The following is a 19572-nucleotide window of genomic DNA, read 5'->3' as shown; positions in this document are numbered from 1 at the left end:
GCAATGCGCGCGTGCGCCGGGCGCATTTGGGTCATACTTGGGCGGCGCGCGATTGCCGGTGGACCAGGGAGCGTTGACATGAGACTCGGCCTTTCACAGGCGGCCTATCGCTGGGTGTCCTACCCGGGGTTGCGCATCGATCAACCCGAGTACGGCTTTCGCGGCTTGGAATATCCCTATGGCACCACCACCGAGCCGCCCGAGGAGCTGGACGGGGCGCTGGAGTGGTGGATCGAACGCTGCAGCGAGTGGGGTTTTGACAACCTCTATACGGCGGCGTCGCTCTTGGATGGCAAGGAGGCGGCCGCTGCTAATGGTCGCCTGCTGGCCGAGAACGGCATCGAGTGGGTTGGCTCCGTCAACGGCGCCTGGGCCGTCGACCGCGACGAGTGGTCGCCGGTTCACGAGCGCGCCGCCATGCACCTGGAGTGGATGCAGGCCGGCGGCGTGCGAACCAGCGCCATGGTCAACGCCGACCCGCCCGGCCCTCCCGGTCAGCCCATGCCCAACGGGGGGCTGCGGTTCGGGCACTTCAGCACCGAGACGCCAATCGGCGTGCAAATCGACCGCATGATCGACAACCTGTCGAAACTGGTGGTCGACGCCGAGAAGTGCGGCATCGTCCTCGCCTTCGAGAACCACATGGACTACCGGATCAGCGAGATCGTGCAGGTGGTGGAGGGCGTCGCGTCGCCGTGGCTGCGGATCAACTACGACTTCGCCAACAGCTACTCGGTCGTTGAAGACCAGGTCGATGCCGCCCACATGGCCGCGCCCTACACCGTGATGACGCATCTGAAGGACATGCGGGTGCAGTCCATCACCACGACCGGCGAGCCGAAGTTTTTCCACGCACCGGTCGGCTACGGCAGCGTGGAGGTTCTCGAGATCATGGAGATCCTGCAGCAAAACGCGCCGGACCCCGACTACCTGCCCCATTGCATCGAGACGTGCTGCCTGCCGCAATACGACCCGCAGCTGTGGATGAAGCTGACCGTCGAGTGGCTGGAGCAGAACTGCGCGCAGTACTTCCCCAAGCGGTTTGCCAGCGCGTGAGGCAGGTGTTCGGCAGCCGAGTGGTTGACGTCCCGCGATGAGCCGTCGGTTTCGCGTGGTCTCCGCGGGCGCAGGGCTGCCGCATCACGATCGCGAAGTGGAGGTGCTGGCCGACATCGCGGACATGGTGTTCCTGGGCGCGCCGCCCCGCGACGAGCTTTACGACGCCGTGGCGGAGGCTGACGTGATGTTGACCGAGCTGACGCCGGTGGATGGCGATCTGCTGGATCACGCGCCGAAGCTGCGCGGCGTCGTGGTGTACGGCGTGGGCACGGAGAAAGTCGACTTGATCGCGGCGAAGGAGCGCGGCGTCGTGGTGGCGCATACGCCCGACGCATTCACGTCGGAAGTCGCCGAGCACGCCATCGCGCTGCTGCTGGCGCTGGCGCGCTGTGTCACGGATTCGGATGCCGACGTGCGCGAGCGGCACCTGTGGCGGACCTACGACGACACGTTTCAACCGCGTCGTCTGCGCGGTTCGACGCTTGGCGTGTTGGGCTACGGGCGCATCGGCCGGGCAACGGCGGCGCTGGCCGCCGGGTTCGGCATGCGGCTGGTGGTCTTCGACCCCTTCCTTCCGGCGGATCGGCTGACGCCGCCGTCGGGTGCGGAGATGCGCGTGGCGAGCGATCTCGATGATCTGTTGCAGTCGGTGGATGCGCTCACGGTGCACGTGCCGCTCACCGACGACACGCGGGAGATGCTCGGCGCGCCGGAGTTCGCTCGCATGCGCCGCGGCGCGCTGCTGATCAACGTGTCTCGCGGCGGCATCATCGATCACCATACGTTGCAGCGTGCGCTGGCCTCTGGCGCCCTGGGCGGGGCTGGTCTGGACGTGTTCGAGACCGAGCCGCCGGACTTCGACCATCCACTCCTTCGCGAGTCCAGCCTCATCGTCACGCCCCACATTGCCTGGAAGTCGGAAACCGCGGCGTTGGACTGCGAACTTGCGGCAGTGGCCGAGGTGCGTCGTATCCTGCTCGGCGACGAGCCCCAACATCGGGTGATCTGAGGCAGGCGCGCATTGGCCATTCGCATCGGTATCGACACGGGCGGGACCTTCACCGACTTCGTCGCCCTCGATGAGGAATCGGGGGAAGCGCAGGTCGTCAAGCGGCCTTCGACGCCCGACTCCCCCAGCGACGCGATATTCGACGCGATCGAGCACAGCGGAATCCCCGCCGACGCGGTCAGCTATTTCGTGCTTGGCACGACGGTCGGCGTGAACGCGCTGCTGCAGCGCAAGGGCGCCCGGGTGCTCTATGTGACGACGTCCGGATTCGAGGACGTGCCGTTCCTGCAGCGGGTCGATCGCAAATTCCACTACGACCTCGACTGGGAGCGACCGGAGCCCTTGGTCACGCGGCGCGATTGCCTGGGCGTGGCGGAGCGGCTCGACTACATGGGCGCCGTCGTGGACCCGTTGACGCCGGAAGCCCTCGGCAGTCTCGGCGACATGCTGCGCGAGCGGCTGGACGAACGCACCAACGGGGCTGTGGCGGTGGCGGTCAATTGCTTGTTCTCGTACGTCAAGCCCGACCACGAGCGCATGATCCGCGAGTACCTGGCCGGCGAGTTCCCCGAGCTGTCGATTTCGCTGTCGCACGAGGTCGCGCCGATCTGGCGGGAGTACGACCGGGCCAGCACGACCATCGCGGATGCCTACATCCGGCCGCTCTTGCAAGGGTTCATCCACGCGTTGGACGACGGACTTGCGGCGTGGGGGAACACTCGCTCGTGGGCGGTGATGAAGTCCAACGGCGGCCAGATGCTGGCGGAATCCGCGGCCGACCGGCCGGCGCAGACGGTGCTATCCGGCCTGCCGGGCGGGATCATCGCGGCGAAGTACTACGCCGAATCGCTCAACGACGACAACATCATCAGCTTCGACATGGGCGGCACCAGCACGGATGTCGGCGTGGTGGACGACGGAGCCATCGGCTACACCACGGCGTGGGAGATCGAATTCGGCCTGCCGGTCGCGGCGCCGTTCATCGAGATGACGACCATGGGCGCCGGTGGCGGGTCCATTGCCTGGGTCAACCGCGGCGGATTGCTCCAGGCCGGGCCCCAGAGCGCCGGCGCCGTGCCGGGCCCGGTGTGCTACGCGCAGGGCGGCGCCGAGCCGACGGTCACGGACGCCAACGTGGTGCTTGGCCGGCTCAATCCCGAAAACTTCCTTGGCGGCGAGGTTCGGCTGAATGCCGACCTCGCACACCGCGCCCTATCCGATCTTGGCGGCACGCTCGGCCTCAGTCCGGAGGCCACCGCTCAGGCCGTGCTGGATATCGCCGTCGAGAACATCGCGGAGGCCATGCGCCTGCTCACCGTGCGGCGCGGCCTGGACCCGCGGCAGTTCAGCCTGGTGGCATTTGGTGGCGCCGGCCCGCTGCACGCGGCGGCCATCGCCAAGGTGATCGGTGCCCGGCGGGTGCTGATTCCGCCGCATCCAGGCCTCTGCTCCGCGTTCGGCACGCTGCTGGCCGACATGCGCGTGGACAAGACCTGGACGCACATTCTGCGGTCGGATCGACTGGACGCGCCGTCCATCGACGCGCGGCTCAACGAGCTCGTGGCGGAGGCCACGGCCGATCTGGAGCACGAGGGATTCGCGGGCACGCCGCAGATTCAGCGGTCGGTGAACATGCGCTACCTCGGCCAGAACTATGAAGAGGAGATTCCGATCCCCGGCGGCGAAGTCACGGCTGAATCGCTGGTCCAGTTGCTCGCGGCGTTTGAGACGCACTACGAGGCAACCTACGGCTACCGCATCCCCGACGAAATCATTGAGCTGGTGCAGTTCAACGTCACCGTGTTTGGGGACACCGCCAAGCCGGAATTGCCGGTGTTGCCGGAGGGATCCCCCGCCGAACCGGCGGGAACGCGCCAGGTCTGGTTCGCGTCGGACGGTCCCGTCGATTGCCCCGTCTACTCCCGCGAAGACCTTTCGCCCGCCGATCGCATCACCGGGCCGGCCATCATCGAAGAGCTCGACTCAACGACCGTCGTCCACCCCGGTCAGTTGCTGACCGTCAGCCCGCATGGCACGGCCGTGCTCGAGTGGACCGAGGGGTCCGCATGAACGCCAGGTGTGTAGGGAGACGCCATCGATGACAACGTCCAGCGCCCCATCCAGCGTCGATCTGGTCACGCTCAACGTGGTCTACAACCGCCTCGTCGGCATTTGCCGCGAGATGGGCACCACGATGATGCGCACGGCCTACTCGCCGATCTTCAGCGAGAGCCGCGACTTTTCGTGCGTCCTCTTCGACCGCCACGGGCGCATGCTCGCGCAAACCGAGTTCTGCCCCGCGCAGGTGGGCGCGATCCGCTTCGTGGTCAAGTGGCTCATCGCCGAAATCGGCGAGGAGAACGTCCGCGAAGGCGACATCATCGTGCACAACGATCCCTATCGCGGCGGCGTGCACATGCCGGAGCACGTGGTCATCAAGCCCGTGTTCTACGACGGCGAAATCTTCGGCTACGTCTCGAACATCGCGCACCTGGTTGAGATCGGCGGCCTGGCCGTCGGCGGGTTCGCGGCCACTGCCACCGAGATCTACCAGGAGGGCCTGCGCCTGCCGCCGGTGTGGCTGATGCGCGGCGGCGAATACAACGAAGACGTGTGGCGCATCATGATGTCCAACCACCGCGCGCCGCGATACACGTGGGGCGACCTGCACGCCATGATGGCGTCGTTGAACGTGGCCGAGCAGCGCACCCACGAGCTGCTGGACGCCTACGGCGTCGAGCGCATCACCCAGGTGAGCGACGAGCTGCTCGACTATGCCGAGCGGTGGATGCGGGACGAGATTCGCGCCATTCCCGACGGCGAGTACACCTTCGAGGGCCACATGGAGGACGCCCGCGAGGTGCCCTTGCACGACTGGATTCGGCTGCGGCTTGTCGTTTCCGACGGAAGTCTGGTCGCCGACTTCAGTGAGAGCGATCCGCAGGCGGAGCACGTGCTGAACTGCACCTACGGCGTGACGGCCTCGGGCACCTACAACGCCGTGTTCCACTTTGCCGACAACAACGTGCCCCACAACGACGGCGCCTATCGGCCCATCACGGTGATTGCCACGCCGGGCACGCTCACCAACGTCGTCCATCCCGGGCCTTGCGTTGGCGGCAACACCGAGACGCACCCGCGCGTGTGGGGCATTGTGATCGGCGCGCTCTCCAAGGCCGTGCCGGACCGGGTCTCCGCGGACACCGGCGGCACCTCCTGCAACTTCCTCTTCGGCGGCACGCACCCGGACACCGACCGCTACTACGTGCACTACCACTTCGACGGCGTGGGCTGGGGTGGGCGCGCCAACGCCGACGGCAACAGCAACCAGGTGATCCCCAACGGCAACTGCCCGTCGACGCCGGTGGAGATCTTCGAGACGCGCTATCCATTCCTCGAGCGGTCCTATCGCCTGCGGCAGGACTCCGGCGGCGCCGGGGCGCAGCGGGGCGGGCTTGGCTCGGAGCGGATCCTCGAGGTGCGGGCGCCCGAGATCACCGTGTCGGCGCTGTTCGACCGCATGGTGTCGGGCGCCTGGGGCCTCTTTGGCGGCGAGGATGGGCAGCGATCGGCGCTGCTCGTGAAGCGCGCCGGGGAAGACACGTTCGTGACCTTCCGCGAGGAGTACGGCACGGCCAGCAACTCGCGCGTGGCCAACATTGTGCTGAAAGAGGGCGATCAGGTTATGCTCGCGAGTCCCGGCGGGGGAGGCTACGGCGACCCGAGGACACGCGCCGCGGAAGCCGTGCGCCGGGATGTCTTGGAGGGATTCGTGTCGGAAACGGCCGCGCGCGAGATCTACGGCGTCGCCTTGGAGCGGCTCAACGGAACGCTGACGATCGACGCCGACGAGACGGCGAGGCTCCGCGCCGATGTGCCGGCTCCCGCGGTGCCGACCGTCACCGACGAAACGCGCGAGCCCGTCGCTGTCGCGCCCCGGTCCGAGACTGGCGGGCACTGGGAGGAGCACAAGGGCGATTGGTGGCAAACTAGCGTCACGAATTGCCAGCTATGCGGCCAGGTGGTCCCGCGCGACGTGTGGGTGAGCGCCGGCGGGATGCGCTTCTGCTCCGTGGAGTGCGATGATCGGTATCACGACTACTGGCTGCCGAGGCATGCGGACCAAGTGATTGAGCAGGCGACATGAGCGAGAACGGCATGAGCGACAACGGCCACTTGCTCGAGGTCAAGGATCTCGCCGTCCAATTCAAGACGGACGAGGGCATCGTTCGCGCGGTCAACGGCATCGCCTACGAGCTTGCGGCGGGCGGCTCGCTCGGCATCGTGGGCGAGTCGGGCAGCGGCAAGAGCGTCAGCTCGCTGGCCCTGCTGCGGCTGATTCCTCAGCCCGCCGGTCAAATCACCGGTGGCGAGGTCATGTTCGGCGACACCAACGTGATGGACATCGATCCCGAGGAGATCATTGAGACGCGCGCCGGCCGCGTCTCCCTGCTGCAGATTCCGCCCAACGAGATGCGGGGGATTCGCGGCGGGAAGATCTCCATGATCTTCCAGGACCCGATGAGCTCACTCAATCCGGTGCTGACGGTCGGTCGCCAGATCGACGAGGCGCAGCGGCTGCACCTGGGCGTGAGCAAGGACGAGGCGCGCGCGCACACCGTCGAGCTTCTGGATCGGGTGGGAATTCCCTCGCCCGCCGAGCGCGCCAACGACTATCCGCACCAGCTCTCGGGTGGCATGCAGCAGCGGGCCATGATTGCGATGGCGATCTCTTGTCAGCCGCAATTGCTCATCGCCGACGAGCCGACGACGGCGCTGGACGTGACGATTCAAGCGCAGGTTATCGAGCTCATTTCGAGCCTGCGCGAAGAGCTGGGCATGGCCGCCATCCTGATCACGCACGACCTGGCGCTGGTCGCCGGGTTCTGCCAGGAGATCGTGGTGATGTACGGCGGGTACATCGTCGAACGCGCATCGGGCCGTGACATCTTCTATACGCCGAAACACCCGTACACGATTGGCCTGCTGGAATCCATGCCCAGCATCTCCGCGGCACGCGGCGACCGGCTGAGCGCCATCCCTGGCGCGCCGCCGGACATGACCAATCTCCCGGTCGGGTGCCCATTCGCGCCGCGCTGCCGGTTCGTGAAGGACAAGTGCATAGAGGAAATGCCGCCCGTGGAGACGATCGACGACGGCCGGTCGCTCCGCTGCTGGGTGGACGTGGATACGGGTGAGTTGCGATGAGCGACGCGAGGGCCGGCGAGACGATGACGAGCGCTTCGAGCCGCAACGGCTCCGCCAATGGCGAAACGCTGCTGACGGTCAACGGGCTCACCAAATACTTCCCCGTGATGCGCGGATTCATCATTCGCCGCCAGTCCGGGCTGGTGCGGGCGGTTGACGGCATCAGCTTCGAGCTGAACGCGGGCGAGACCCTGGGCCTGGTCGGCGAGTCCGGGTGCGGCAAGACCACCACCGGCAATACGATCATGCAGCTCGAGCCGCCGACGGCGGGCGAGGTGATCTTCGAGGGCAACGACCTCGTCCAGCTCTCGCGCGACGACCAGCGGCGCGCGCGGCGGAAGATGCAGATGATCTTCCAAGACCCGTACGGCTCGCTGAACCCGCGGATGTCGGTCGGGCGGATCATCGAAGAGCCGCTGCAGGTGCACGATCTCTACGAGAGCCGCGACGAGCGTCGCCAGCGCGTGCGCGAGCTGCTGGAATTGGTGGGGCTCGATCCGCGCTTCTCGAGCCGCTACCCGCACGAGTTCTCCGGCGGACAGCGTCAGCGCATTGCCTTCGCCCGCGCGCTGGCGGTGCAGCCGTCGTTCATCGTCTGCGACGAGCCGGTGTCCGCGCTGGACGTGTCGATCCAGGCGCAGATCATGAACCTGCTGCTGGACCTGCAGCAGCAGCTGGGCGTGGCCTACCTGTTCATCTCCCACGACTTCAAGGTCGTGCGGCAGATCAGCCACCGCATCGCGGTGATGTACCTCGGCCAAATCGTCGAGATGGCGCCCAGCGAGCAGTTCTATCTGCGCCCGCTGCATCCGTACACGCGATGTCTGCTGTCAGCGGTGCCGGTGCCGGATCCGGACCTGGAAGCCAAGCGCGAACGCATCATCCTCACCGGCGACGTGCCGAGTCCGGTGAACCCGCCCTCAGGCTGTCGCTTCCACCCGCGGTGCCCGTGGGCGGAAGATCGCTGCGCGACGGAAGAGCCGGAGCTCAGAGACGTCGGTGACGGCCACTTCGTGTCCTGCCACTTCTGGGATGACATCGAGGCCAAGGGCGGCGCCCTGCCCATGGCCGCGAACGGAGCGTCGGCGGGCTAAGAGTCTCGGCCGAGCGAGCAGCAGGTCTCCGGTGACCTCGCGGTCGTCTACAGGCAACTGAGGGCTTTTGGTGGTTACTCGCAATCCGGCAGACCGAGGCCCGGAAGGTCATTTTCCGGGATGCTCCGTAGAGTTGTCGGGATGCAGCCCGTCAGCGGGTTGCCCTCAAGCCAAAGCAGTTCAAGGTCGGCTAGGTGGCCCATCTCTGCTGGAATCGGTCCGCTGAGTTCGTTCCAGGACAGGTCCAGATTCAAAAGCCGAGTCAGCTTCGCCAGTTCAGCCGGGATTGGGCCGGTGAGCTGGTTGAAGGAAAGGTCCAGAGTCTGTAAGTGGGTCAGTGCCCCAAGTTCGACGGGTATGGTCCCGTCCAGCTCATGCCCCAAAAGCGTCAACGCCGTTACCCTCGGGGGCGTGCCGGTGACTCTGATGCCCGGCCATATCTCTATTGGCGACTCTCGGAGCCAGCGATCGAGCCCCTGCCCAAACAGCGCGGGTAGCACTTCCAGCAATGTCTCGCAGTCCTGCACCAACCCGGGGTTCGCCGCGGGAGCCGCCACGACGAATCCCGCCGTGCACGGACCCGACCCTGGACCGCTGGGGGCCGCACGACCGATGGTCGTGGCCGTGGCACCTGGAATCGGCAGGCTGCGCACGTCACTGCCGTCAGGGGCCATGCTGCGAACATCGCGCAATACTCCCGCCACCGCGATGCGCGAGCCGTCCGGAGACCAGGCGGCGATGATTCCGCGTAGTGGCGTGTCATTGACTGGCTTGCCGTCCACGCTGACCACGCAGATCCAACCGCAGGTGTAGAGGATCTTCGAGCCGTCGGGTGACCATGCAACGTTCTCAATCCAGGCGCGCGCCGGATCCGGCTCCCCATACTGCGGGTGCCAGCCCGTGATGGTCGTGACCCGCTTGAGGTCCGAGCCGTCGGCGGAAATGGTATAGAGCGCCACGTCGTCGCCGTCGGGTTTGGCAAAGGCGATGCGCTGCCCGTCCGGCGACCACGAGGGTTCACTCACCGTGCCTGTTAGCCGCTGCAGGTTTGCGCCGTCCGCGCCTACTGTGTAGATATCAAATTTAGCTGCCACGGGTTCTGTCGGTTGTGTGGGAAGCCCCCAGCCCACGAAGGCGAGACGCGCGCCGTCCGGAGACCACGCGGGCGGATGCAAAGCCACCACCTCCAACTCCACCGGCAGTCGCGGTTGTTGGACCGATACGACTGCCTGGACCTCGTGAGGCAGAACCCGCGCGCCGTCAGCAGCTAAGACGTACAACCCGGACTTGGATACAAAGGCAATTCGAGTGCCGTCGGGAGACCATGCTGGGAAATTGTCGTAGGACCCGTTGTCGGTCAACCGCTCCGACTCCGTACCGTCGATGTTTATGCGCGCGAGCTCATAGGTGGATGGATAAGGGGGATGACCATCCCTCCACTCACTGATCACGACGATCTCGTTGCCCTCGGGGTCGGTCTCGCGAGTGATCGACGGACCGTGTTCGATCCAGGGCTGCATGGGCAAAGCGCAGCTGGAATAGACAACCTGCGTCCCATCGGGCGAGACATCAAATGCGGTCATTGGCCCGACCTCCAGGCGCAACTTGCGGTCCGGAACGATCCGGAGCGGCGCAGTGCCGTCGGTCGAAACTCGGTAGAGATTGCTGCCTTGGTTGAAGAACACGGCCGAGTCATCGGGACTCCACCGAATGAAGTGGGCCCTCGGCAACGAGATGCCACCAAAGCAAGGCGTTTGGATGTGGACGTGGGCTCCGGACCGATGAACGATCTGGGGCCTTTTTCTTGCTGGCAGCGCTGAGGCCGGCGGCGACTGGGTAGCCGCAAGAGAGAGGGCTCGTTCCCCAGGCGAGGCCGCAGGCGCGGGTGGCCTCCTGCGGCAGGTTCATCGGGCCCGCAACTCGCCAGGCTCATCGCGATCACCATCACAGCCACTAGAACAGCGGTCGAGTTCAACGTCGGGCGATGGTGACTCAGGAGGCCGTTTCCCGTGTGGTTATGGCGTCGGACACCAAGTGTTCCGCTAGATACTACGCGCGACGTTTCGAAAACGTTCCATGTATGCAGGTGACCGTTCCCTGATCACGAGGGAGTGAATGGACAGCGCCGATGTGCATCCGGCGCGCCCATTGCGGGGCCGTCTGGCTGGACGGCCCAAAGCGCACAGACTAGGCTCGCGCGCGTTGTGGAGTTTGTGAGGCGGGACTAGGTGCGCATCCAAAGTGTCGAGGTGCGCACGGCCTCGGACACGCACCACAACGCGAACTACGTCACGATCACGACGGAGTCGGGGTTGGTGGGCCTCGGTGAGGCGTACGCCGCCGGTCCGGACCTCGCGGTGGCCGAGACGGTGCGCTATCTCGGCGAGTGGCTGGTGGGGCAGGACGCCACGCGCCGCGAGCGACTCTGGCACCTCTGCTACCGCGGGTTGCGCTTTCCGGCGGGCGCGGTGGGCTGGGCGGCCATCAGCGGCATCGACCTGGCGCTGTGGGACCTGGCGGGCAAGCTGGCCGATCAGCCGGTCTATCAGCTGCTCGGCGGCCCCTACCGCGACCGCGTGTGGGTCTACTTCGACGTAGTGACCGGCGATCCGGCGGACATGGCCGAGGAAGCCAAGGCCATGGCGAGCGACCACGGATTCACGGCGTTCAAGCTCTTCCCCTATTCGCCGGAGGACGACCGCCTGCCCTGGCAACAGGCCATCCGGCTGGTGACGGAGCGCGTGGAGGCCGTGCGCGCGGCGGTCGGCGATTCCGCGGAAATCGGCGTCGACTTCCACGCCAAACTGGAGGAGCCGGCGAAGGCTGCCGAGTTGGCCCGGGCCATCGAGCCCTTCCGGCCGATGTTCATCGAGGAGCCGATCCGGCCCGGCAGCCACACGGTGATGGCCGAGGCGCGGCGGGCGATGAATCTGCCCGTGGCGACCGGCGAAAGCCTGTACGGCAAGCACGAGTTCCAGGCGCTGATCGAGGCGCAGGGCGCCGACCTGCTGCAGCCCGACATCCTGCTTTGCGGCGGCATGACCGAGATTCGCAAGATCGCGGCGCTGGCCGAGGCGCACATGCTGTCGCTGGCGCCGCACAATCCGTTTGGCGGGCTATCGTCCGTGGCCACGGCGCATTTCGGCGCGGCGACGCCCAATTTCCTCATCATGGAGTCGCCGCAGACCGTGGGGCCGCGAGCCCAGGCAAGCGCGCTGCGCCACAGCTTTCTGCACGGCGGCATCGAGATCGAGGACGGCTATGTCAAACTGCCGCAGGGTCCGGGCTGGGGCGTGACGCTCAACGAGGCACTCGTGGAGCAGCACCCCTACCAATCGTGGCGGCGCCCCGTGCCGGCGAAGGCCGACGGCGGCTTCGGCTACTACTAGGAGCAGCGGATATGGACTGGGCGCCGCGATACTCCGTGGGTCTGTATCACCATCTGGGGATGGTCGACGGTCCATCGGTGGACCAGATCGACGAGGCCTTCCGCGCCGTCGACCGGATTCCCGACCTGGCGGGCATCGAGTTCTTCAGCGGCACCTGCGTCACGCTGGACAACGCGCACCAGGTGAAGCAGCGGCTCGACGACCGCGGGCTGCAATGCTCCATGATTCACCACGGCGAGCCCTACATTCGCGGCTCGTTCCCCTGGGCCGCCTATACCTCACCGGATGCGGCCGAGCGGCGCGAGGCCATCGACATGTGCCTGCACGCCGTCGAGGTGGCGCGCGCGCTCGACGGCCTGGGCGTCTATGTGTTCACGCCCATGGACGGGGCCGACTACCCGTTTCAGCAAGACTTTCGCGCGGCGCGCGAGCGCACGCTGGACGCCCTGCGCGAGATCTGCGAGGCCGCCGGCGACCTGAAGGTGGCGCTCGAGTTTCGGCCCTACCTGCCGCGCGGCTGGGCGACGGTGGGCTCGATGAGCAAGACCCTGGAGATCATCGGCGAGCTGAACCTCCCCAACCTCGGCGCGCAGCTGGAGGTAAGCCACACCTTCATGAGCGGCGAGAACGCGGCGCAAGCGGCCTGGGAGGCTGCCCGACGCGGCTTGCTCTATCACGTGCACCTCAACGACACGCAGCTGCCGCAGGACCTGTCGACCATCTTCGCCAGCAGCCACCTGTGGGAGTCGCTGGAGATGCTGCACTGGCTGCGCGAGGCCGACTATCCGTACTACCTGGGCATGGACGTGGTCTGGACGCGCGAGGAGCCCATCCGCAGCGCCCAGCAGTTCGTGTCCAACACCAACTACCTGTTGCGCGTGCTCGACGCGATCGACGCCGAGGCGTTGGCCGACGCGATGGGCCGCAACGACATCCTCGACACCCAGGAGCTCGTGTGGCGCGCGCTGCGCGAAACCTCGTGACGAGTCGCCCATGAAGCTCGGCATCTCGCAGGCGTGCTATCGGTGGATGGCCTATCCGGACATGCGCCGTGACCGCCCGATCTTCCTCCAGGACGAGTGGCGGCTGCCTTACCTGCAAACGCTGGACCCGCCGGACCCGGACGAGCCCATCGAGAACTGGCTCCTGGATCGAGTGGAGTCCCTGGGCGTGGAGTCGCTGTATGTGGCGTCGCGAACGTTTGCCGGGCGCGCGGCGGCGCAGGCCTTTCGCGAACGCGCAGAGTCCGCCGGGGTGATGTTCGTGGGCAACGCGGCCTTCAACGTCGCCGCCAGCGCCGAAGAGTGGGAGGGCGGGGAGTATCACTCCACCATCCAGCAAATCTGGCGCAGTGCCTGGGGCGGCGCCACGGTGGCGGCGGCGGTGCACAACCAGGCGGTGCGGCACAACCACTTCACCAAGGACCCGCCGATCGAGGTCCAACTGGAGCGGGCGGAAGCCAACTTCCGATCGCTGCTGCCGGTTTGCGCCGAGTACGGCGTGGTGCTGGCCTGGGAAAACCACATCGACTATCGCCTGTCCGAGGTCGTGCAGGTGGTCGAGGCCATCGACTCGCCGTGGCTGCGAATCAATCTCGATACGGCCAACCCCATCGCCGTGATCGAGGACCCGATGGACGGCGCGCGGCTGGCGGCCAAGTACGCCGTGAACATGCACCTCAAGGACATGCGCATCCAGCCGGCCACCGGCACCGGTGAGGCGCAGGTGTCCTGGGCCCCACTGGGACGCGGTCACGTCCCGATTCTCGAGATTCTCGACCTGGTGCAAGCCGAGGCGGCGGACCCGGACAACATGCCGGTGTGCGTCGAGGTTGCGCCGCCGCCGGACCACGATCCCGACGTGTGGGTGCGGGCCAGCATCGAGTGGCTGCGCGCTGAGCGCGGGCACTTGTTCGAGTCGACATGAAGCTCGGACTCTCCCAAGCAAGCTATCGCTGGGTGGCGTATCCCTGGCTGCGAACCGACAGCGCGACCTACCGGTACTCGACTGGCCGTTTGCCCTATTTCGAGTCGCTGGACCCGCCGGAGACGGCAGGTGATTTGCCCACCTGGATGATCGAGCGGGCGTGCGTGCACGGGCTTACGGCGCTCTACATGGACCCCGGCTGGTTCGGCGACGAGGCCGGCGCCCGCCGCATTGGCGAAACCATGCGCGACGCGGGAATCGAGTATTTCGGCATCGCCGTTCCGGATCTCCCGGCCGACGCCGACGCCTGGGGCGCCACGGACATGGCCGCGCGGCGCGGCGCCCGCGACGCGACGTCCTACCGGCTGGCCGAGACGGCAAATGGATGGACTGGTGGCACCGAGTTTCAGCGGTGCGTGCGGGCCATCGAGCTTTCCGCGGCCGCGGGGGCGACCATCGTCAACGTGGTCCACCGCGAGGCCGGGTTGCGCCACCGGTTCATCGACGACCCGCCGCTGGCCCAGCAGATCGACGCGATGATTCGCAACCTGACGTCGCTCATCCCCATTGCCGAAGAGCTAGGCATCGTCCTGACCACCGAATCGCACATGGACTACCGTGTCGCCGACTACGTACAGGTGATGGAGGCCGTCGCGTCGCCCTGGCTGCGCCACAACTTCGACTTCGCCAACTCGATTTCCGTCGTTGAGGATCCGCTCGACGCCGCGCGGCTGGCCGCGCCCTACACCGTGATGACGCACATCAAGGACATGCGCGTGCAGCCCTACACGCTGATCGGCGAGCCCAGGTTCTTCAACTCGCCCATCGGGGAAGGCGACGTGCCGGTGCTCGAAATCCTCGAGGTGCTGCAGAAGGGCGCCCCGGACCCCGACAATCTGCAGCACTGCGTGGAGGTGCTCGCGCCACCCGAGCACGACGCCGAAGCGTGGATCGTCGCCAGCCTGGACTGGCTGCGTGAGCACGCCGCGCCATACTTTGCGTAGATCGTTAGGATTACCGCTTCGGTAGTGCGTCGAACAACGACCTTGTCCAAGGAGAACGCCCGTGACCCGTCAGCGTCTAAGGTTTGCCGCCGATGACTGAGTCCGATCACATGCCATCCGCCCAGCGCCTTTCGGCGCGGGAAGGCGGAACGGTCACGTCGCTGTCCAGCGTCGTGGGCGCGGACGGCACGACCACGGTGTTCGCCGGCACGCTGACCGGCGTCTTTCGATCCGACGACGCCGGTCTGAGCTGGGCCCCGACGAGCGCGTTGCGCAGTCCGTTCATCGAAGCCGTGGCCGTGTCGCCGGACTTCGCCAACGACCGGACGGCGGTCGCCGGAACGACTGACTCCGGGCTGCACATGACGTATGACGGCGGCGAGCGCTGGGAGCGCCGGATGTTCTGGGGCGAGCACCCAACGGTGACGGCCCTGGCGTTTTCGCCCTTCTACGCCGACGACGAGACCATCGCCGCCGGAACCGACGGGCGCGGCGTCTATATCTCCGACAACCGTGGTGGGTCGTGGAATGGCTACGGTCCCGAATTGGCCGACGCGCAGATCACGGCGCTGGCGGTGGCGCCGCACTCCGCCGACGTGCTGCTCGCGGGCGCGGTCGAAGCTGGGATCATGCGCAGCGTCGACCAGGCGCGATCCTGGTCGGCTGGCGTCGGCCTTCCCGGCGACGCGACGGTCTTGGGCATTGCCATGTCACCCACGTTCCTCGACGACGGGCTGGCGCTTGCCGGCACGGAAGCGTACGGCCTCTTTCGGACGCGGGATCACGGCACGACGTGGTCCGCCGTGGACGAAGTGCCGTCGAACCGTCCCATCAACGCCGTCACCGTCGTTGGGGGCGCCGACGGGGCGGCGATTGCGGTTGCCGGCAATACGCTTTGGCGCTCGCAGGACGACGGCGCGACCTGGAATCGCGTGCGCCTACGGGGAGCGCGGAGCGCGTCGCTCCTGGCCCTTGCCGGCGCGGGCGACGGGGTCGTGCTCGCCGGGGTCAACGGCGCCGGCGTGATTCGCTCCGCCAACGGCGGCCAGAAGTGGGCGGCGAGCAGCAACGGCCTGACGAGCCTGCCCATCCTTTCCCTGCAGCCGTCGCCGGACTTCGCCCGCGACGGCGTGATTCTGGCCGGAACGGCCAGCGAGGGCGTGCTGGTTTCTCGTGACGGCGGTCGGCATTGGTCCGAGGTGACCAGGGGGTTCCCCGAACCTACGGTGCTCAGTTTGGCGCTTTCACCGGCGTTCGCCGAAGACGGTGTCGCCTTTGCCTTGTCGGCGGACTTTCTGATCGGTACGTCCGATTCCGGCGAGACCTGGGAACTGATGTACAGCGTGTCGGCCGAGTATCCGGTCATGGCGGCGGCGTTTTCGCCCGCGTTCGCCGACGATGGGCTGATTGCGCTCGGCTGCTATGGAGGCTACGTACTGATCAGCCACGATGCCGGGCAAACGTGGACGACTTCCGCGGAGCGGTTTCGCGGATCCGCGGTGGTGGAGGTGGCGTTCTCGCCGCGGTTCGCCGAGAACGGAACGATCCTCGCCGCAACGACCGGCGAGGGTGTGGTCGCCGTCTACCGCTCCACGGATCGCGGCGCGTCGTGGTCTCGCTATGTGCAGCAGGACGGCGCCTACCACTGGGCGTCGCTCACGATCCCAGACGCCGAACCCGCCGACGGCGAAGAATTCTTCAGCCTGGCGACCGGACCGTACGTGCTGCGGCCGAGCGGAACCGTGGTCGGTCACTGGAACGCGCTGTATCCCAGCAGCCTGGAGACGGCGATTCGCACGGTGGTCGCCTCGCTCGACTTTGCGGACGACAACACGCTATTCGTGGGGACGAGCGCCGGATTGCTCCGGTCTTCCGACCGCGGACGCCTGTGGTACCCGCTCGTTCCCGAGCTCGACGGTGTCCCGATCGAGTCGGTGGCCGTCGCGCGTGATGCCGCCGGTGGTCAGGTGCTGCTGGTCGCCACTATCCATGGCGAGGTGTGGCGGATTGACGATCCGGCGGCCGTTGCGGGGTAGCGGCAGCGTCTAGGGCGACGGGTCCGGCACGCTTTCGTCCGGATCGTCGTCGGAGTCGTCGTCGCGACGGTTTCGTAGGCGTCGCCAAAGCTCCGACTCGCGACCTGAGCCGCGGCCGTCGTAGAAGCGATGTTCCCGCATTGAGGGCGGCGCGTACGACTGCTTGACATAATTTCCCGGATAATCGTGCGGAAATAGGTAGTTCGCGTCCACCTCGTGCGGCCCCCGCGGTGGCGTGTTGCGCAAGTGCGCGGGGACTTCGAGGTCCGCGCCCGCGGCGATCGCGTCCTCGGCGGCGTCGAGGGCGCGTCCGGCGGCGTTGCTCTTGGGCGCGCAGGCGAGATAGATCGTCGCCTGCGCCAGCGCGTAGCGACCTTCGGGCAATCCCACGCGCTCAACCGCGGCCGCGGCGGCGGTTGCGATCGGGAGTCCGTGCGGATCGGCGTTGCCGATGTCCTCCGAGGCCAGAATTACCAGTCGCCGCGCAATGAACTCGGGCGCCTCGCCGGCTCGCAGCATCTTGGCGAGCCAGAGAATCGCGGCGTCCGGATCGGATCCGCGGACGCTCTTGATGAAGGCGGAGATCGTGTCGTAGTGGTCGTCGCCGGCGCGGTCGTAGCGGACGCCCCGCTCCAGCACGGCTTGGCGAACGGTTGTGGCGTCCACGGTGGCCTCGCCCAGCATCGTGGCGTGCAAGGCGGCGGCCTCGGTCCAATTCAGCGCGGTCCGCGCGTCGCCGCCGGCGCCCGCGACGATGGCATTGACGGCCGTCGGATCGAAAGTGAGCCCGGACTCCCCGAGACCGCGATCGTCGTCCTCGACGGCCCGTTGCACGATGGCGCGCAAGTCGTCGCGTGAGAGCGGCTCCAGTCGCAGCACCCGAACGCGCGAAAGCAGGGGCGCATTGACGCTGGTGTAGGGATTCTCTGTGGTCGCGCCCCAGAGGACGATGGTGCCGTCTTCAACGTGGGGCAGCAGCGCATCCTGCTGGGCCTTGTTGAAGCGGTGGATCTCGTCGATGAACACGACGGTGCGGCGCTGGTGCAAGGCCCGCTGCTCGCGGGCCTCGACGACGGCGTCGCGAAGGTCCCGGACGCCCGAGGTAACCGCGCTGAGTTGGACGAAGCGCCGGCGGGTGGCCGAGGCCGCAAGCCGCGCCAGGGTGGTCTTGCCGGACCCTGGTGGTCCCCAGAGGATGGCGGACCATATGGCGTCGCGCTCGATCGACGCACGCAGCGACGACTCGGGCGCCAGCAGGTGGCGCTGACCGACAATCTCCTCAAGTCTGCGCGGCCGCATGCGTGCCGCGAGCGGGGCTTCGGCCTCGATGGCCTCGCGCGAGGCGTGTTGGAATAGATCGTCAGCCATTGGCAGGTGCAAGCCGCGGAATAGACGCCTGCCGAGGACGACCTGTTCGGCTATCGGCGGCGTTTAGCGATCGGGCCGCTCGCCCAGCGTGACTTCGGTTCGTTGGGGATCGTCTCCCGCGTCCGTCCTCAGGTACCAGACCGTCACGGTACTGCCAGGTCCGTACTTTGCCAGAATTCGACCCAGTTCGCCGATGTCGCCGACGGATTCATCGTTGATGCCGACGATGATGTCGCCGGGCTCCAGGTCGGATTGGTCCGCGCCAGAGCCCACGGTGATGGCCTGGATGTACAAGCCATGGTTGACCGGCAGGTCGAACTGTCGCGCAATGGCGGGCGTAATGGTGGCTGACCGAATGCCCATGAAGCCCCGCGTGACCACGCCGTCCTCGATCAAGGTGTCGATCACCAGCTTGGCGTTGTCGATAGCGATGGCGAATCCGATTCCCTCGGCGGCGCCCGCGCCCGCCGAATTCACGCCGACGACCTCGCCGTAGAGATTCAGCAGCGGCCCGCCGCTGTTGCCTGGATTGATCGAGGCGTCGGTCTGGATGAGATCGCTGAGGGTGAGGCGTTGCGGTCCGATGTTGGTGAGCACCCGTCCAATGGCACTGACGACCCCAGCTGTGACGGTGGGTCCGCCGGGAAGGTCCAGTGCGTGGCCAATGGCAACCACGACTTCACCGATTCGCAGATCCGCCGAGGTGCCCAGCGCCAGCGGCGTGAGCCCTTCCACGTCGACGCGAAGCACGGCCAGGTCCGTCTGCGGATCGCGTCCGACGATTTCCGCATCCGCTGCATGGTCGAGGTGGCGGCGATTCGCGCCTGGCGTACCATTCGTTTCGCTTGCGTCAGTCGCTGCGGCTTCGGGAGGCGGGAACGTCACCACGACGCGATCGGCGCCCGCCACCACGTGGTTGTTGGTGACGATATAGCCGTCGGCGCTGATGATGAACCCGGTGCCAACGCCGCCGCCGGGCCTGGCCGGTCCACTGGTATCGCTCGTGGCGACCTCGGTCGCGATATGGACGACCGACGGGCGCGCGAGATCGACGAGGTCCGGAATCGTCACGGCACGTCGCAGGTCTTCGCCGGCGAGAGTGAAATCAGCCGCCTCCGGCGTCGACGTCGCCGTCGGTGCCTGGCCGGCGGCGGTTGGCGTGTTGGACACCGCCGGGGCAGTCGCCGTCGGGCTGGGGATTGCCACCCCCGCCGTCGGCGCGGGAAGGCTTGCGGTCGCCGTGGTCGCGACAAGGCTCGCCGTGGGGCCGCCAGTTGAGATTTCGGGCGCCAGGCTATCGCCGTCGCACGCGGCGACGGTCAGCGCGAGGCCGGCGGCGATTGCAAGCGTCAGGACAAATCGCCGGAGATTCATGACCCTTCCCTCAGGCGCTCCGGGAATCTTCGGTCGAGGCTAGCACCGACGATTGGCGGGAATCGCGGGCTTTCTCACGTTCGCGACGGACGGCCCGCGGATCCG

14 protein-coding genes are annotated in these 19572 nt (G+C 67.0%); 11 read left to right on the top strand and 3 right to left on the bottom strand.

The annotated features are described in order from the left end of the window. Window positions 1–78 precede the first annotated feature (78 nt). Genes OXG79_08575 through OXG79_08550 form a run of 6 tightly spaced genes read left to right on the top strand, consistent with a single transcriptional unit; the run spans window position 79 to window position 8370 of the window. The gene (locus tag OXG79_08575) at window positions 79–1056 is read left to right on the top strand and encodes a TIM barrel protein (GenBank protein MCY3783824.1); all 978 of its coding nucleotides are present in this window, start codon (window positions 79–81) and stop codon (window positions 1054–1056) included. 37 nt (window positions 1057–1093) lie between these two features. Beyond that, the gene (locus OXG79_08570; GenBank protein MCY3783823.1) at window positions 1094–2068 is read left to right on the top strand and encodes a C-terminal binding protein; all 975 of its coding nucleotides are present in this window, start codon (window positions 1094–1096) and stop codon (window positions 2066–2068) included. Between the two features lie 12 nt (window positions 2069–2080). Next, a complete protein-coding gene (locus OXG79_08565) occupies window positions 2081–4138 on the top strand; it encodes a hydantoinase/oxoprolinase family protein (GenBank protein MCY3783822.1) in 2058 nt (685 codons plus the stop codon). A 28-nt stretch (window positions 4139–4166) separates the two neighbouring features. Next, window positions 4167–6215 carry a hydantoinase B/oxoprolinase family protein gene (locus OXG79_08560; protein ID MCY3783821.1) on the top strand — a complete coding sequence of 683 codons (2049 nt, stop codon included), beginning with the start codon at window positions 4167–4169 and terminating at the stop codon, window positions 6213–6215. Further along, entirely contained in the window at window positions 6212–7276 is a 1065-nt protein-coding gene (locus OXG79_08555) for an ABC transporter ATP-binding protein (protein ID MCY3783820.1), read from the top strand. Before OXG79_08560 ends, OXG79_08555 begins: the two co-directional genes overlap by 4 nt. A gap of 23 nt (window positions 7277–7299) precedes the next feature. Beyond that, window positions 7300–8370: a dipeptide ABC transporter ATP-binding protein gene (locus OXG79_08550; protein ID MCY3783819.1), complete on the top strand. Its 1071-nt coding sequence runs from the start codon at window positions 7300–7302 to the stop codon at window positions 8368–8370. A 74-nt stretch (window positions 8371–8444) separates the two neighbouring features. Here OXG79_08550 and OXG79_08545 read toward each other — a convergent pair whose 3' ends face one another. Then, a complete protein-coding gene (locus OXG79_08545; protein MCY3783818.1) occupies window positions 8445–10055 on the bottom strand; it encodes a DPP IV N-terminal domain-containing protein in 1611 nt (536 codons plus the stop codon). 543 nt (window positions 10056–10598) lie between these two features. Here OXG79_08545 and OXG79_08540 point away from each other — a divergent pair. From OXG79_08540 to OXG79_08520, 5 genes are all read left to right on the top strand, one after another. Then, window positions 10599–11759 carry a mandelate racemase/muconate lactonizing enzyme family protein gene (locus OXG79_08540; GenBank protein ID MCY3783817.1) on the top strand — a complete coding sequence of 387 codons (1161 nt, stop codon included), beginning with the start codon at window positions 10599–10601 and terminating at the stop codon, window positions 11757–11759. 11 nt (window positions 11760–11770) lie between these two features. Next, window positions 11771–12742 (top strand): sugar phosphate isomerase/epimerase, encoded by a 972-nt coding sequence (locus tag OXG79_08535; protein MCY3783816.1) that lies wholly within the window; start codon window positions 11771–11773, stop codon window positions 12740–12742. A gap of 10 nt (window positions 12743–12752) precedes the next feature. Further along, window positions 12753–13685: a sugar phosphate isomerase/epimerase gene (locus OXG79_08530; GenBank protein ID MCY3783815.1), complete on the top strand. Its 933-nt coding sequence runs from the start codon at window positions 12753–12755 to the stop codon at window positions 13683–13685. Continuing rightward, entirely contained in the window at window positions 13682–14689 is a 1008-nt protein-coding gene (locus OXG79_08525; GenBank protein MCY3783814.1) for a TIM barrel protein, read from the top strand. The genes OXG79_08530 and OXG79_08525 overlap by 4 nt, the downstream gene beginning before the upstream one ends. 92 nt (window positions 14690–14781) lie before the next feature. Then, the gene (locus OXG79_08520; GenBank protein ID MCY3783813.1) at window positions 14782–16725 is read left to right on the top strand and encodes a hypothetical protein; all 1944 of its coding nucleotides are present in this window, start codon (window positions 14782–14784) and stop codon (window positions 16723–16725) included. A 9-nt stretch (window positions 16726–16734) separates the two neighbouring features. Here OXG79_08520 and OXG79_08515 read toward each other — a convergent pair whose 3' ends face one another. Together OXG79_08515 and OXG79_08510 are read right to left on the bottom strand one after the other, a co-directional pair. Beyond that, window positions 16735–18093 (bottom strand): replication-associated recombination protein A, encoded by a 1359-nt coding sequence (locus tag OXG79_08515; GenBank protein ID MCY3783812.1) that lies wholly within the window; start codon window positions 18091–18093, stop codon window positions 16735–16737. A gap of 63 nt (window positions 18094–18156) precedes the next feature. Continuing rightward, on the bottom strand, window positions 18157–19467 hold the full coding sequence (locus OXG79_08510) for a trypsin-like peptidase domain-containing protein (protein ID MCY3783811.1): 1311 nt from the start codon (window positions 19465–19467) through the stop codon (window positions 18157–18159). Between the last annotated feature and the right edge of the window lie 105 nt (window positions 19468–19572).

It is taken from the genome of Chloroflexota bacterium (assembly GCA_026706485.1).
Taxonomy (GTDB): domain Bacteria; phylum Chloroflexota; class UBA11872; order UBA11872; family UBA11872; genus JAJECS01.
The sequence above is the reverse complement of the archived record's forward strand: the minus strand, read 5'-3'. Positions and strand labels throughout refer to the sequence as shown.

Excerpts from the sequence above, each read along its gene's own strand:
- OXG79_08570 (MCY3783823.1), top strand. The coding sequence starts at position 1,094 with ATGAGCCGTCGGTTTCGCGTGGTCTCCGCGGGCGCAGGGCTGCCGCAT.
- OXG79_08525 (MCY3783814.1), top strand. The coding sequence starts at position 13,682 with ATGAAGCTCGGACTCTCCCAAGCAAGCTATCGCTGGGTGGCGTATCCC.
- OXG79_08515 (MCY3783812.1), bottom strand. The coding sequence starts at position 18,093 with ATGGCTGACGATCTATTCCAACACGCCTCGCGCGAGGCCATCGAGGCC.
- OXG79_08510 (MCY3783811.1), bottom strand. The coding sequence starts at position 19,467 with ATGAATCTCCGGCGATTTGTCCTGACGCTTGCAATCGCCGCCGGCCTC.
- OXG79_08550 (MCY3783819.1), top strand. The coding sequence starts at position 7,300 with ATGACGAGCGCTTCGAGCCGCAACGGCTCCGCCAATGGCGAAACGCTG.
- OXG79_08575 (MCY3783824.1), top strand. The coding sequence starts at position 79 with ATGAGACTCGGCCTTTCACAGGCGGCCTATCGCTGGGTGTCCTACCCG.
- OXG79_08560 (MCY3783821.1), top strand. The coding sequence starts at position 4,167 with ATGACAACGTCCAGCGCCCCATCCAGCGTCGATCTGGTCACGCTCAAC.
- OXG79_08555 (MCY3783820.1), top strand. The coding sequence starts at position 6,212 with ATGAGCGAGAACGGCATGAGCGACAACGGCCACTTGCTCGAGGTCAAG.
- OXG79_08535 (MCY3783816.1), top strand. The coding sequence starts at position 11,771 with ATGGACTGGGCGCCGCGATACTCCGTGGGTCTGTATCACCATCTGGGG.
- OXG79_08520 (MCY3783813.1), top strand. The coding sequence starts at position 14,782 with ATGACTGAGTCCGATCACATGCCATCCGCCCAGCGCCTTTCGGCGCGG.
- OXG79_08530 (MCY3783815.1), top strand. The coding sequence starts at position 12,753 with ATGAAGCTCGGCATCTCGCAGGCGTGCTATCGGTGGATGGCCTATCCG.